Origin of the sequence: Pseudomonas sp. PS02290 (assembly GCF_029960075.1) — a bacterium.
GTDB lineage: Bacteria > Pseudomonadota > Gammaproteobacteria > Pseudomonadales > Pseudomonadaceae > Aquipseudomonas.
On the sequence record NZ_JASCOY010000043.1, the window covers coordinates 14,684 to 28,446 of the forward strand.

General features: G+C 61.5%; 9 protein-coding genes. 2 read left to right on the top strand and 7 right to left on the bottom strand.

All coding sequences use genetic code 11. The features are described 5' to 3' along the window. Window positions 1–43: 43 nt before the first annotated feature. The 7 genes from QMX88_RS18030 to glnE form a co-directional block, all read right to left on the bottom strand. On the bottom strand, window positions 44–799 hold the full coding sequence (locus QMX88_RS18030) for a lipopolysaccharide kinase InaA family protein (RefSeq protein WP_282371688.1): 756 nt from the start codon (window positions 797–799) through the stop codon (window positions 44–46). Further along, entirely contained in the window at window positions 796–1,530 is a 735-nt protein-coding gene (locus QMX88_RS18035) for a lipopolysaccharide kinase InaA family protein (protein ID WP_192171139.1), read from the bottom strand. Before QMX88_RS18035 ends, QMX88_RS18030 begins: the two co-directional genes overlap by 4 nt. Beyond that, on the bottom strand, window positions 1,530–2,336 hold the full coding sequence (gene rfaP / locus QMX88_RS18040; protein ID WP_282371689.1) for a lipopolysaccharide core heptose(I) kinase RfaP: 807 nt from the start codon (window positions 2,334–2,336) through the stop codon (window positions 1,530–1,532). Before rfaP ends, QMX88_RS18035 begins: the two co-directional genes overlap by 1 nt. Beyond that, the gene (locus QMX88_RS18045) at window positions 2,333–3,457 is read right to left on the bottom strand and encodes a glycosyltransferase family 4 protein (RefSeq protein ID WP_282371690.1); all 1,125 of its coding nucleotides are present in this window, start codon (window positions 3,455–3,457) and stop codon (window positions 2,333–2,335) included. Before QMX88_RS18045 ends, rfaP begins: the two co-directional genes overlap by 4 nt. After that, window positions 3,457–4,521 (bottom strand): lipopolysaccharide heptosyltransferase I, encoded by a 1,065-nt coding sequence (waaC, locus tag QMX88_RS18050; RefSeq protein ID WP_282371691.1) that lies wholly within the window; start codon window positions 4,519–4,521, stop codon window positions 3,457–3,459. The genes QMX88_RS18045 and waaC overlap by 1 nt, the downstream gene beginning before the upstream one ends. A gap of 1 nt (window position 4,522) precedes the next feature. Next, the gene (gene waaF / locus QMX88_RS18055; RefSeq protein ID WP_282371692.1) at window positions 4,523–5,557 is read right to left on the bottom strand and encodes a lipopolysaccharide heptosyltransferase II; all 1,035 of its coding nucleotides are present in this window, start codon (window positions 5,555–5,557) and stop codon (window positions 4,523–4,525) included. Window positions 5,558–5,683: 126 nt separating this feature from the next. After that, window positions 5,684–8,635, bottom strand: coding sequence for a bifunctional [glutamate--ammonia ligase]-adenylyl-L-tyrosine phosphorylase/[glutamate--ammonia-ligase] adenylyltransferase (glnE, locus tag QMX88_RS18060; protein ID WP_282371693.1), 2,952 nt, complete (start codon window positions 8,633–8,635; stop codon window positions 5,684–5,686). 385 nt (window positions 8,636–9,020) lie between these two features. Here glnE and aceE point away from each other — a divergent pair, with 385 nt between their 5' ends. Together aceE and aceF are read left to right on the top strand one after the other, a co-directional pair. Then, a complete protein-coding gene (gene aceE / locus QMX88_RS18065) occupies window positions 9,021–11,666 on the top strand; it encodes a pyruvate dehydrogenase (acetyl-transferring), homodimeric type (RefSeq protein ID WP_282371694.1) in 2,646 nt (881 codons plus the stop codon). Window positions 11,667–11,812: 146 nt separating this feature from the next. Next, window positions 11,813–13,483, top strand: coding sequence for a dihydrolipoyllysine-residue acetyltransferase (aceF, locus tag QMX88_RS18070; RefSeq protein ID WP_282371695.1), 1,671 nt, complete (start codon window positions 11,813–11,815; stop codon window positions 13,481–13,483). The last annotated feature ends 280 nt before the right edge of the window (window positions 13,484–13,763 follow it).

Genomic DNA, 13,763 nt, shown 5'->3' on the forward strand with positions numbered 1-13,763 from the left:
TCTTTGATCAAGCCCAGATTATGCATTTCAACCGGAATTCTGTTTACCGCTCACGGCGCTTGTGACTGCCCCGTTTGGCGACACGTTGCCACCAAGCGTCAACCAGACCGCTATCGACCGGGGCGTTCAGATAAGCCGCGAGCAGCTCGCGTATTTCCGTTTCGTTCCAGACCGGTGCGCGGCGCAGAAGAGGCTCAATGTCCTTGACACGGTCGCGCTGGCCGAAGATCGACTTGCGTGTCTTCTCAAGGTCGATCAGCTGCGCCATGTACTCACCGCCCCGGGCCCGCATGAAAATATGCTTGGGGTAGAAACAGCCGTGCACCTGACCGGCCCTGTGCAGCGTGCGCGCCAGTTGCCCGCACGCCTGCAGAATCGCCAGACGCTCGGTGGCCGGCCGCTCGTGCCAGTCCTGCAACAGCGTGTCCAGATCGGTCCAGCCATCCAGTGCGCGGGTCATCAGGATTGCGCGGCGCTCGCCGTCGACTTTCCTGTCCGCGTAGAACACTGCATGCAGCGCCGGAATGCCCAGCTTCTGATACAGGCTGATGTTGCGAAACTCACGGGAGAAAGACGGCTCGCCAAACGGGTGATGCAGGGTATACGTCAGGTAATTGCTCTGGCGCTTGAGGTAGTAGCCGGAGCCTTCCAGCTCCAGGCGAAACACACTGCTCCAGCCGCCACGGCCGGTGTTGGGCTCGTCCACCGCATCGAGCTCTACGTTCCACAACGCATCGAAGTCCGCCAGACCATGCCGTTCGAGCAGGCCCCGGTCGGCGTCAGCAATGAAAACAGTCATTCGCGACCCTCAAAAAAACTGACGATGTGGCGGATGCGCTTCTTGTCAGAATCATTCAAGCGTTCACGACCACGATATTGCAGATAGAACCGCAGGCGCTGGGTGGCCGACAGGTGATATTTGGCGACCTTGTCCAGGCACGCGAGGTCTTTGGTGATCCGGTAACGCAGCATGAAGCTGACCCAGAACGCGCCGTTGGGGCAGTCGATGAGGAACACCGTCGCCTGATCGTCCACCAGCAGGTTGCGCCACTTCAGATCGTTATGGGTGAAGTGATGATCGTGCATGGTCCGCGTGTAGCGCGCGACCTGCTGGCTGACGCCATTGACCCACGCGCGGCTGTCGAGGCGCATGTCGTTGACCCGCGCCAGTTCGGACAGGTCTTCGGTACGCGGCAGTTCCCGGGTGATCAGCGCGCCGCGATCATACGCAGCGCCATTGCGCTCCAGGCCCCACGCGACGACTTCTGCGGTCGGGATGCCCCACTTGGCGAAGCGCTTGAGGTTTTGCCATTCGGACTTGACCCTGGGCCGTCCCAGATACCGGCGCAAACCCTTGCCCGCCGCGACGTAGCGCTTGACGTAGTAATTCACGCCACCGCGCTCGACGCGGATGACTTCGGACAGCGGATCCCGGGTCAGGCGCTCGCCTTTGAGGGCGAACACCGCGTCGAGGGTGCCGAAGTCGTCCGTCAGCGCGGCGTAGCCAGGCTCCAGATTCCAGCCCGCCATCAGAGCGCGTCTCCGTAACGCAATTTGCGCTGATAGAGCTTCTCGGCCTTGCCTTCAAGCCAGCTCAACAGCGCCGATTCCTGGGCCAGGATCTGCCGCAGCGGCTGCTGGAAATAACGCTTCAGGAACCGCAGCTTGTCGCGCCGGGTCAGGCCAATGTCCATCGCCGAGAAATACAGCGCGGCCAGGTCTTTGTTGCGCCAGCGCTGGGTGATCGCCGGGCGCGTCTGGGCGCGGTGCAGGTCGATCACCGAGAGTCGGAAGCTATCGGGCGTGACCGGCGTGTCGGTGTGCAGCAGAAAATGACAGATGTAGCAGTCGCGGTGATTGACCCCGGCGCGGTGCATCATCCCGACCAGCCGGGCCACTTCGGCGATGTACGCGCGCTTCATGCGTGGCTCGGGCGGCTCATTGCGCCAGTTGAGGCTGACGTCTTCCAGGCTCTCGGTCGGCGCCAGCTCTTCGGTGATGATGAACGAATGCTGCATGGCCGGGTTGTTGCCGCGCTCGCCGTACGCCACGGCAGTCATGGTCGGCACGCCGACTTCATGCAGGCGATTGACCGCGTCCCACTCCTGACCCGCGCCGAGCACCGGCAATTTGGCAGTCAGCAGGTTTTTCGCCACTTCACCCCAGCCGATGCCGCGATGGATCTTGACGAAATAACCGCGCCCGTCGACCTCCGTGCGCAAAGTACGCCGGTTCTCGAGTTCGCGGTAGACCTGGCCTTCCAGCGCCTCGACGGCCTCGAACGCATCGCGCCCGGCCCAGAGGGTCTTGAAGGGTTCAGCAAGGATCAGTTTCATCCGTGGTGCTCCGCCAGAATCACATCCGCAGCGTGCTGCGGCATGCTGTAAAGATCAGCCGTGTCGGCGAATGCCAGCCCGTTGCGGCTCCAGGTGCTGCGCGCGGTGTCGTCCTTGAGGATGCGGGCCAGGTATTGATTGAGCTGGCTCTGTTCGAACGGCTCATCAAGCACCAGACCGCTGTCGGCTTCGGCAATGTAATGGGCATAGCCGCACACCGCGCTGACCAGCACCGGGAGCCCTGCCACCAGCGCTTCAAGCAGCACGGTGCCGGTGTTTTCGTTGTACGCCGGATGAATCAACAGGTCGGCGCCCAACAGAAAACGCGGAATGTCACTGCGCCCTTTCATGAAGGTGACGTGCTCGCCCAGGCCCAGCGTCGTGCTCTGCACCTGGAATACCTTGGGGTCGTCCTGGCCGATGACAAACAGGCGCGTGCGTTTTTTCAATTCTGCGGGCAGCGCCGCCAGCGCCTTGAGGCTGCGATCGACGCCCTTGGTTTTGAAGCCGGAGCCGATCTGCACGAGCAGCAGGTCATCGTCGGCCAGCTTGAATTCCCGACGAAATTCAGCGCGGATTTCGGCGGCATTCGGCGGCGCCCGGCGGTCCTGGGAGATCCCCGGCGGCAACAGATGAAAGCGTTCCAGCGGCGTGTCGTAATGCTTGATGAACAGCGGCTGCTGCACTTCAGAAATCATCAGCACTTCGGTCTTCGCGTCTTTGCCGAACACCGCGCGCTCGTAGTCGGCGAAGTGACGGTAGCGGCCCCAGTATTTGTACAGGCCGTGGCGCAGGTTCTGGGCCTTGTCTTCGTAGCAGCCGTCGGCGGCGTAATACACGTCCAGGCCGGGCATCTTGTTGAAGCCAATCAGCCGGTCCACGGGACGCTTGGCCAGGTCGGCGTTCATCCAGTCGGTGAGCTTTTCGTTGCGGCGGTGGTTGAAGATTGCCTTGACCGGCGCCACCAGCACTTCGAAGCCGGGCGGCACGTCGCCTTCCCAGATCAACGTGTAGACGCGGATTTTATGGCCGCGCTGCTGGCACTCCAGGGCGATGCGCATGAAGTCACGCTGCAGGCCACCGAAGGGGAAGTATTTATAAAGCACGAATGCCAGTTGCATCAGGGATGTTCCTTTGCCAGCAATAGCGCACCTAACTGGTTCGCTACCCGCTCGGGATTCAGGCGAGTGAAGCACATGGGCCACTCGCGTTCGGTATCGACCTGACGCTGATCTTCAGGCGTCGGTCGGTAGGTGCATTTCTTTTGCAGGCACGGCGCGCAGGCGGGGTAATCGGCCGCCAGATGAACCTGCGACCGGCCGTACGCGCCGGTCAGGCCCGGATTGGTCGGGCCGAACAGCGACAGGGTCGGTACGTCCAGCGCTGCAGCCAGATGACCAAGACCGGTGTCCACCGCGACGCAACCCTGGGCGCTCGCCAGTACGCGAGCAACCCCTGCCAGATTGAGTTTGGGCAACACGACGGCATTATCAAGGCCATCGGCAATGCGTTCGGCTCGTGCCTTCTCGGCCGGGTTGCCCCACGGAAGACGCACTTCAAGTCCCTGACCGATCATTCGTTCGGCCAATTGCCGCCAGTAAAGCTCGGGCCAATGTTTGGTGTCCCACGTGGTGCCGTGCAGAAACAGTACGAAGGGCGCGTCGTTTGTAGCAGTGAGCAGGCGGCTGCGGTCAAGGCCGTAATCGCCCAATCCCGCAGGCACCTGATAGCCCAGCGCCTGGGCGAACAGCTGACGCAAACGCTCGACCGCATGCTGGCCGCGGGCAACAGCGTAGGGGCGATCGTAAAAGCGAGCGGCCATGGGCTCCCGCGCAGAAGTCTTGTCCAGGCCGGCGATGGGCGCTTTGACGTAGCGGGTAAGCCAGGCGCTTTTCAGCAGGCCCTGGGCGTCGATCACCAGATCGTAACGGGTGTCGCGCAGACGATGTTTGAACTGGCGCCATTCGCCGTTTTTGAGGGTCTGCCACAGGTTCTTGCGCCAGCGACGGATGGCCACCGGAATGACGTTGGCGACCGCTGGATGCCAGGTCGGAATCTCGGCGAAGCCCTCTTCCACCACCCAGTCGAACTGGATGCCCGGCAGCGCGCCCATGGCGTCCGTCAGCGCGGGCAAGGTGTGGATCACGTCACCCAGTGACGAGGTTTTGATCAGCAGTACCCGCAAGTCAGGCGACCTCGACCGGGGCGGCGCCAATACGGCCGAGGGCCTGGATCACCGAGTCCGGCTCCATCAGGCGCAGGCAATTGTAATGGCCGAAACGGCAGGTGCGCTCGAAGCACGGGCTGCACTCGATGCCGAGGCGGACGATCTCGACTTCATCGGCCAGCGGCGGCGTAAAGCCCGGCGAGGTTGAACCGTAGACCGCCACCAGCGGGCGATTCAGCGCGGCGGCCACGTGCATCAGCCCGGAATCGTTGGAGACGACTGCGTCCGCGCAGGACAGCAGGTCAATGGCTTCCGCCAGTGAGGTGCCGCCGCTGAGGTTCATGGATTCTTCGCGCAGGCCCGGAATCAGCCGCTCGCGGATGCTTTCGCCCACGGCGTGGTCGTTCTTTGAGCCGAACAGCCAGACTTGCCAGCCTTCACGGATCTTTGCTTCGGCAACCTTGGCGTAGTGCTCGGAAGGCCAGCGCTTGGATTCACCGAACTCGGCGCCCGGGCACAGCGCGAGCACCGGCCGGTCGAGGCTCAGGCCGAACTTGGTTAGCGCCGCGTCGCGACTCGCCGTTTCGATTTGTAGGCTGGGTTTGGGATAAGGGTGCGGCAACTCGGCGCCTTTGTCGTAGGCCAGCGCCATGAAGCGTTCGATCATCAGCGGGTAGCGCTGCTTGTCGAGGGTGCGCACGTCATTGAGCAGGCCGTAGCGGAACTCGCCACGCCAGCCGGTGCGTTTGGGAATACCGGCGAAGAATGGCACCAGCGCCGACTTCAGCGAGTTGGGTAGCAGAATCGCCTGATCGTACTGGCCCTTGAGGGACTTGCCGATGCGCCGGCGCGTGGTCAGCTCCAGCGCGCCATGGCCGAGCGGGAAGCTCAGGGCCGTGCGTACTTCGGGCATGCGCTCAAGAATCGGCCGGCTCCACTCGGGCGCCAGCACATCGATTTCGCACTGCGGGTGACGCTGCTTGAGGCACTGGAACAGCGTCTGCGCCATCACCATGTCACCGACCCAACTGGGCCCTACGATCAGAATTCTCATGCTCATCCAAAAACGACCAGAAACGAGCAGGGAGGCCCATCAGACTGCGTGATGCTTGCACACGCCGCCTGACGCCTCCCTGTCATAGCTTTATATAGATCCGTGAGATCCGAACCCTGCCAGCAATCAACTCAGCCCCAACGCTCCCCAGATCCGCATCACTTCGCGCCGTTCGGTGGCGAACTGGTCGCCGGCCACAACACCCGGATCGTTCTGCAGCGCCTGTCGGTGAGCGGCCGAGCGGTAGGCCTTGTACGCCTCACGCAGCAGGCCGGCATCGGCGGCGGCCATCAGACCGGCCTCTTCAAGGCCTTCGAGAATACGGATGTTATCGGTGTAACGAAGCAGCGCGGGATGCTCTCTGGACCACGCCAGGGCCGCGTATTGCACCATAAATTCAATATCGACGATACCTCCGGCGTCCTGCTTGAGGTCGAACCGCGCCGTCGGTTCAAACGCATTCGCCCCCTTGCCGGCCGTCGTTGTACGGGTGCCGAGGTTGTCGCGCATCTTGGCGCGCATCTCGCTGACCTCCTGACGCAGCTTCGGCAGATCCCGCTCCCGCCCCAGCACCGAGGCGCGCACGGCCTCGAACTGCCGGCCGACATCGGTGCTGCCCACCAGCACCCGCGCGCGCACCAACGCCTGATGCTCCCAGGTCCAGGCCTCGTTCTCCTGATAGCGGGAAAACGCCCCAAGGGAACTCACCAGCAAACCCGCCGCGCCGGACGGACGCAGGCGCATGTCGACTTCGTACAACTGGCCCGAGTTGGTCTGGGTGGTGATCAGGTGAATGATCCGCTGACCGAGCCGGGTGAAGAACTGCGCGCCATCGATCGGCTTGGCCCCGTCGGTTTCAGCCTGGGGATCGCCATCGTGAATGAACACCAGGTCCAGATCCGAGCCGTGACCCAGTTCGATACCGCCGACCTTGCCGTAGCCGACGATGACAAAACCGGGGTCGCACAAGGTGCCGTCCGGTCGGCGCGGTGCACCGTGACGGGCGACGGTGTGGCGCCAGGCGAGCGCCAGCACTTGCTCCAGAATCGCTTCGGCCAGCCAGGTCAGATAATCGCTGACTTTCATCAGCGGCAGGCTGCCGGTGATTTCCGACGCAGCCACGCGCAGACGGTGAGCCAGCTTGAAATGCCGCAGGGCTTCCATTTGCTGTTCCAGGTCGTCTTCAGGAATACGCGTCAGACGCTCGCGCAGCTCGGCGGCCAGTTCAAGCGCTTGGGGCGGGCTGAACAGGCGACCTTCGTTAAGCAGTTCATCGAGCAGTAAAGGGAAACGTGCGATCTGCTCGGCAATCCACGGGCTGGCTGCGCACAGGGTCAGCAATCGACGCAACGCGCCGGGGTTTTCGGTGAGCAAGACCAGATACGCCGAGCGACGCGCCACCGCTTCCACCAGCGGCAGCACGCGCTCCAGCACCAAATCGGGATTGTCGTGCTCGACCGCTTGGGCGAGCAGCCGCGGAATAAAGGCATCGAGCCGCTCGCGCCCCAGCCGCTGCATCGAGCGCAGCTGCGAACTGTTGCGCAGGTTGCTCAGGTTTTTCAGGGCCTTTTGCGCGTCAGCAAATCCGCCCTCCTGGAGCTGGAGGCAGGCGCTTTCTTCGTTCTGCGACTCTTCCCACAGCGGCAGCCACTCTCCGCCGACGATTTCGTCGCCGTGGTCCTGCTGGCCCTCTTCCTCGTCCGGGTCGGCGATAACCTGACGAAAGTGCCACGCGACGCGCTCACGCCAGTACATCAGTTGTTCATGGAAACTCGCCCAGTCGGCAAAACCCATCATGAAGGCGATGCGCGCCTGATCCTGGGGGTCGTCGGGGAGCATTTGCGTCTGCCGATCGGCAATCGCCTGAATGGCGTGCTCGGTGTAGCGCAGAAACTGATAACCCTCACGCAGCTCATCGATGACGGCAGCGGGCAGATAGCCCTGGCCTTCAAGGGTTTTCAGCACCTTGAGCAGCGGTCGCTGCTGCAAGCTTAGGTCGCGACCGCCGTGAATCAACTGAAACGCCTGGGCGATGAATTCCACTTCACGAATGCCGCCGGACCCGAGCTTGATGTTCTCGGCCATACCCTTGCGCCGGACTTCCTGCTGGATCAGCTGTTTCATGGTGCGCAGCGCTTCAATGGCGGAGAAGTCCAGATAGCGGCGATAGACAAACGGCCGGAGCATGTCGAGCAACTCGCTGCCCTTCTCCTGATCGCCGCCCACCACACGCGCCTTGATCATGGCGTAGCGTTCCCAGTCGCGGCCCTGATCCTGGTAGTACTGCTCCAGCGCGTTGAAGCTGAGCACCAGTGCACCGGAAGATCCATACGGGCGCAGGCGCATGTCGACCCGGAAGACAAAGCCGTCGACCGTGACCGGGTCCAGCGCCTTGATCAACCGCTGACCCAGGCGGATGAAAAATTCCTGATTATCGAGCGGGCGTTTAACGCCCTGGGTTTCACCGCCCTCGGGGTAGGCAAAGATGAGATCGATGTCGGACGATAGATTCAGCTCGACGGCGCCCAGCTTGCCCATGCCGAGGATGACCATCTGCTGTGCGTCGCCGGTCCGACGGCCGGTCGGCACGCCGAATTGCTGACAATGCCGCTCGTACAGCCACTTGTAAGCCAGATCGATGCAGCCATCTGCCATGTCCGAGAGATCGCGGCAGGTTTCCACCAGATCAGCCTGCCGGGTCAGATCCCGCCAGATAATTCGCACTTGCTGGCGCGTGCGTTGACGACGTAGATTACGCCCCAACTCATCGTCGCTGGCAGCCTGAATGACTGCATTGGCGATGTGCCCAAGCAGCTCGCCGGGCGCAAAACTGCGCTCCAGCTCACCGGATTCAGCGAGGTCGAGCAGCATCAGCGGATCGCGTGAAACCTGATCGGCGACGAAGTCGCTGGCCGCACACACACGATCGAACGCCAGCAGCCGCGCCTCGGGCCAGGCCTGAAATGGATGCCTGGCGTCATCTGTGAGGGCATCGAGAGCGGTGCGCCAGGATTGGCGCGCACGAGTGACCAACGGCAGAAGGACAGCCGGCAGCTCGGCCAGCAGGGGAAGGCTCATGGTCTATCCTTGATCGGCATTCAAATGGCAGCACGCCACGGCGGTTGTATACACGCAACGGACGGACTGTCGAACAAAGGTTAAAAATTGCTGATGACGGGCATTTTCTGGTTTTCAGCATGACAGGTCCGGCGATTCGTCAGATTTTTACACTGAGAACCCTGCTTTAACGGACACTGCACCACGAGTGAAAACGTCGCTCAGCTGTAGTTTTACTACTGTATATACAAGTCAAAAAGCTGAATTAGCCCGAGATTTGTAGTAAAACTACACAACGCCGGGGACCCATCCGGTCATCCAAGAATTTTATATCGTCTGCCCACAAGGCCAGTCGCAACAAACTCAGGCAACCGATTCTGGAAGCCTTTCCGCCCTGGAGCAAGCCATGCAAGACCTCGATCCCGTCGAAACCCAGGAATGGCTGGACGCCCTGGAATCGGTTCTCGACAAAGAAGGCGAAGACCGTGCTCATTACCTGATGACCCGTATGGGTGAGCTGGCCACACGAAGTGGTTCGCAACTGCCTTACGCCATCACCACGCCTTACCGCAACACCATCCCCGTTACCCACGAAGCACGCATGCCCGGCGACCTGTTCATGGAACGCCGCATCCGCTCGCTGGTACGTTGGAACGCTTTGGCGATGGTGGTCAAGACCAACATCGGCGACCCGGATCTGGGCGGCCACATCTCCAGCTTCGCTTCCAGTGCAACCCTGTACGACATCGGTTTCAACTACTTCTTCCAGGCCCCGACCGACGAACACGGCGGCGACCTGATCTACTTCCAGGGTCACGCATCGCCAGGCGTCTACGCCCGTGCGTTCATGGAAGGCCGCATTACCGAAGACCAGATGAACAACTTCCGTCAGGAAGTCGATGGCAACGGTCTGTCGTCCTATCCACACCCGTGGCTGATGAAAGACTTCTGGCAGTTCCCGACCGTTTCCATGGGTCTGGGTCCGATTCAGGCGATCTACCAGGCGCGCTTCATGAAGTACCTGGAGCACCGCGGTTATATCCCTGAAGGCAAGCAGAAAGTCTGGTGCTTCCTGGGCGACGGCGAGACCGACGAGCCGGAATCCCTGGGCGCCATTGCCTTGGCCGGTCGCGAGAAGCTCGACAACCTGATCTTCGTCGTGAACTGCAACCTGCAGCGTCTGGACGGGCCGGTTCGCGGCAACGCCAAGATCATCCAGGAACTGGAAGGCGTGTTCCGCGGTGCTCAGTGGAACGTGACCAAAGTCATCTGGGGCCGTTTCTGGGACCCACTGCTGGCCAAAGACGTTGACGGCATCCTGCAACGCCGCATGGACGAAGTCATCGACGGCGAATACCAGAACTACAAAGCCAAAGACGGCGCTTTCGTGCGCGAACACTTCTTCAACTCGCCAGAACTCAAGGCGATGGTTGCGGATATGTCCGACGACGAAATCTGGAAGCTGAACCGTGGCGGCCACGACCCGTACAAGGTCTACGCGGCCTACCACGAGGCGGTGAACCACAAGGGTCAGCCGACCGTGGTTCTGGCCAAGACCATCAAGGGTTATGGCACCGGCGCCGGTGAAGCGAAAAACACCGCGCACAACACCAAGAAGGTCGACGTCGACAGCCTGCGTCACTTCCGTGACCGCTTCGACATCCCGGTCAAGGACGATCAGCTCGAAGCCCTGCCGTTCTACAAGCCGGAAGAAGGCAGCGCCGAAGCGCGTTACCTGGCCGAGCGTCGTGCCGCACTGGGCGGCTTCGTGCCACAGCGTCGCGCGCAGAGCTTCAGCCTGCCGACCCCGCCACTGGAAACCCTCAAGGCGATCCTCGACGGCTCCGGCGACCGCGAAATTTCCACCACCATGGCCTTCGTCCGCATCCTGACCCAACTGGTCAAGGACAAGGAAGTGGGTCAGCGCATCGTTCCGATCATCCCGGACGAAGCCCGTACCTTCGGTATGGAAGGCATGTTCCGCCAGCTGGGCATCTACTCGTCCGTAGGCCAGCTGTACGAGCCAGTCGACAAAGAACAGGTGATGTTCTACCGCGAGGACAAGAAAGGTCAGATCCTCGAGGAAGGCATCAACGAAGCCGGCGCGATGTCGTCGTTCATCGCGGCAGGTACCTCGTACAGCAGCCACAACCAGCCGATGATTCCGTTCTACATCTTCTACTCGATGTTCGGTTTCCAGCGTATCGGCGACCTGGCATGGGCCGCAGGCGACAGCCGCACCCGTGGCTTCCTGATCGGCGGCACCGCCGGTCGTACCACCCTGAACGGTGAAGGTCTGCAGCACGAAGACGGTCACAGCCACATCCTGGCCTCGACCATCCCGAACTGCCGCACCTTCGATCCCACCTACGGCTACGAGCTGGCGGTGATCATTCAGGACGGCATGAAGAAGATGTTCGAAGAACAACAGGACGTCTTCTACTACCTGACCGTGATGAACGAGTCCTACACGCAACCTGCCATGCCGGCCGGTTCCGAGGAAGGCATCATCAAGGGCATGTACCTGCTGGAAGAAGACACCAAGGAAGCTGCGCACCACGTGCAGCTGCTGGGTTCGGGCACCATCCTGCGTGAAGTACGCGAGGCGGCGAAAATCCTGCGCGAGCAGTTCAACATTGGTGCGGACGTCTGGAGCGTCACTAGCTTCAACGAATTGCGTCGCGACGGCCTGGCCGTAGAGCGCAGCAATCGCCTGAAGCCGGGTCAGAAGCCACAGTTGAGCTACGTTGAAGAATGCCTCAATGGCCGTAAAGGTCCGGTGATCGCTTCGACCGACTACATGAAACTGTTCGCTGACCAGATCCGTCAGTGGGTTCCGACCAAGGAATACAAGGTGCTGGGCACCGATGGTTTCGGCCGTAGCGACAGCCGCAAGAAGCTGCGCAACTTCTTCGAAGTTGACCGTCACTTCGTGGTGCTGGCCGCCCTGGAAGCCTTGGCCGATCGCGGCGATATCGAACCTAAGGTCGTGGCGGAAGCCATTGCCAAGTTCGGCATCGATCCTGAAAAGCGCAACCCGCTGGACTGCTAAGGTCTGCGTAACGATCGAATAGAGCGCTGAAAGGTGCGCGAAACAGCCGCCGATGCGGAATTTACTTCGGTAAATGAGCATCCGGGCTGTTTCGTCGCAGATGAATCGGCGCAGTCGAGGAACAGGTTCTCCTAAGGAGAGACATTGTGAGTGAGTTAATTCGAGTACCCGACATCGGCAACGGTGAAGGTGAAGTCATTGAGTTGATGGTCAAGGTCGGTGATCGCATCGAAGCTGACCAGAGCGTGCTGACGCTGGAGTCGGACAAGGCAAGCATGGAAATCCCTGCGCCTAAAGCCGGTGTCATCAAGGCGATGAAAGTAAAGCTGGGCGACCGCCTGAAAGAAGGCGACGAACTGTTCGAGCTGGAAGTGGAAGGCGAAGCGGCGGCCGAGCCGGCTGCTGCACCTGCTGCTGCCGCGCCTGCCCCTGCTGCTGAAAAGCCAGCCGAGAAGCCAGCCGAAGCCCAAGCGGCGCCTGCCGCAGCGGCTGCACCTGCTGCGTCGGACACGGTTCAGGACATCCACGTTCCGGACATCGGTTCGTCGGGCAAGGCTCGCATCATCGAGCTGATGGTCAAAGTGGGCGACAGCATCGAAGCTGATCAATCCTTGATCACCCTGGAATCCGACAAAGCCTCGATGGAGATCCCGTCTCCCGCCGCAGGCGTTGTCGAAAGCATCAGCGTCAAGGTCGAAGACGAAGTCGGTACCGGCGACCTGATCCTGAAATTGAAAGTGGCGGGCGCTGCACCGGCTGCGGCGCCTGCACAAGCTGCTGCCCCGGCTCCGGCCAAGGCGGAAGCGGCTGCTCCGGCGCCCGCTGCTGCTCCGGCTGCGAAAGCTGAAAGCGCGCCTGCGCCTGCTGCCGCATCAGCCGCTGCACCTGCGAACAACGGCGCCAAGGTTCACGCTGGCCCGGCTGTTCGTCAGCTGGCGCGCGAGTTCGGCGTCGAGCTGAACGCTGTTTCGGCAACCGGCCCCCACGGTCGCGTGCTGAAAGAAGATGTGCAGGCGTACGTCAAATCGATCATGACCAAGTCCAAGGACGCGCCTGCTGCTGGCGGCGCTGCCGGCGGCATGGGCATCCCGCCGATTCCGGAAGTCGATTTCAGCCGTTTCGGCGAAACCGAAGAAGTGCCGATGACGCGTCTGATGCAACTGGGCGCAACCGGTCTGCACCGCAGCTGGCTGAACATCCCGCACGTCACGCAATTCGACCAGGCCGACATCACCGACCTGGAAGCTTTCCGTATCGCGCAGAAAGCCGTGGCCGAAAAAGCCGGCGTCAAGCTGACCATTCTGCCGCTGCTGCTCAAGGCCAGCGCGCACATGCTCAAGGAGCTGCCGGACTTCAACAGTTCGCTGGCGCCAAGCGGCAAAGCGATCATTCGCAAGAAGTACTTCAACATTGGTTTCGCGGTGGATACGCCGGAAGGCCTGCTGGTCCCGGTGATCAAGAACGTCGACCAGAAGAGCCTGCTACAACTGGCAGCCGAAGCGGCTGAGCTGGCGGAAAAGGCACGCTCCAAAAAGCTGTCGGCCAACGACATGCAAGGCGCCTGCTTCACCATCTCCAGCCTGGGCCACATTGGCGGCACCGGCTTCACGCCGATCGTCAACGCGCCGGAAGTGGCGATCCTTGGCGTGTCCAAGGCCACCATGCAACCGGTCTGGGACGGCAAGGCATTCCAGCCTCGCCTGATGCTGCCGCTGTCGCTGTCCTACGATCACCGCGTGATCAACGGCGCCGCCGCAGCGCGCTTCACCAAGCGTCTTAGCGAATTGCTGGCGGACATCCGCACGATCCTGCTGTAAGCCGTACAAGGCCCGTTTCTCGCGAAACGGGCTTTCGTTTTCTCGAGCTGCCACGCTCGTACCTCAACCCCGCTCACTGGCGGGGCTTTTTTTGCCCTTTTAAAATGGATTCATCAGCGGCTACAAAGGCCCTACAGTATTCGGTCGCGCTGCCGATAACTGATCATGCACAAACACCAGCCGCTCGACCCTCACCCTGACAATCCGATCAATTACCTCCAGTAAATCAACCGTCTGCCGACAGATTTATAGCACTAAGCCATCGCGCTGACTTGTCAGC

Excerpts from the sequence above, each read along its gene's own strand:
- rfaP (WP_282371689.1), bottom strand. The coding sequence starts at position 2,336 with ATGAAACTGATCCTTGCTGAACCCTTCAAGACCCTCTGGGCCGGGCGC.
- QMX88_RS18045 (WP_282371690.1), bottom strand. The coding sequence starts at position 3,457 with ATGCAACTGGCATTCGTGCTTTATAAATACTTCCCCTTCGGTGGCCTG.
- QMX88_RS18030 (WP_282371688.1), bottom strand. The coding sequence starts at position 799 with ATGACTGTTTTCATTGCTGACGCCGACCGGGGCCTGCTCGAACGGCAT.
- waaF (WP_282371692.1), bottom strand. The coding sequence starts at position 5,557 with ATGAGAATTCTGATCGTAGGGCCCAGTTGGGTCGGTGACATGGTGATG.
- glnE (WP_282371693.1), bottom strand. The coding sequence starts at position 8,635 with ATGAGCCTTCCCCTGCTGGCCGAGCTGCCGGCTGTCCTTCTGCCGTTG.
- QMX88_RS18035 (WP_192171139.1), bottom strand. The coding sequence starts at position 1,530 with ATGGCGGGCTGGAATCTGGAGCCTGGCTACGCCGCGCTGACGGACGAC.
- aceE (WP_282371694.1), top strand. The coding sequence starts at position 9,021 with ATGCAAGACCTCGATCCCGTCGAAACCCAGGAATGGCTGGACGCCCTG.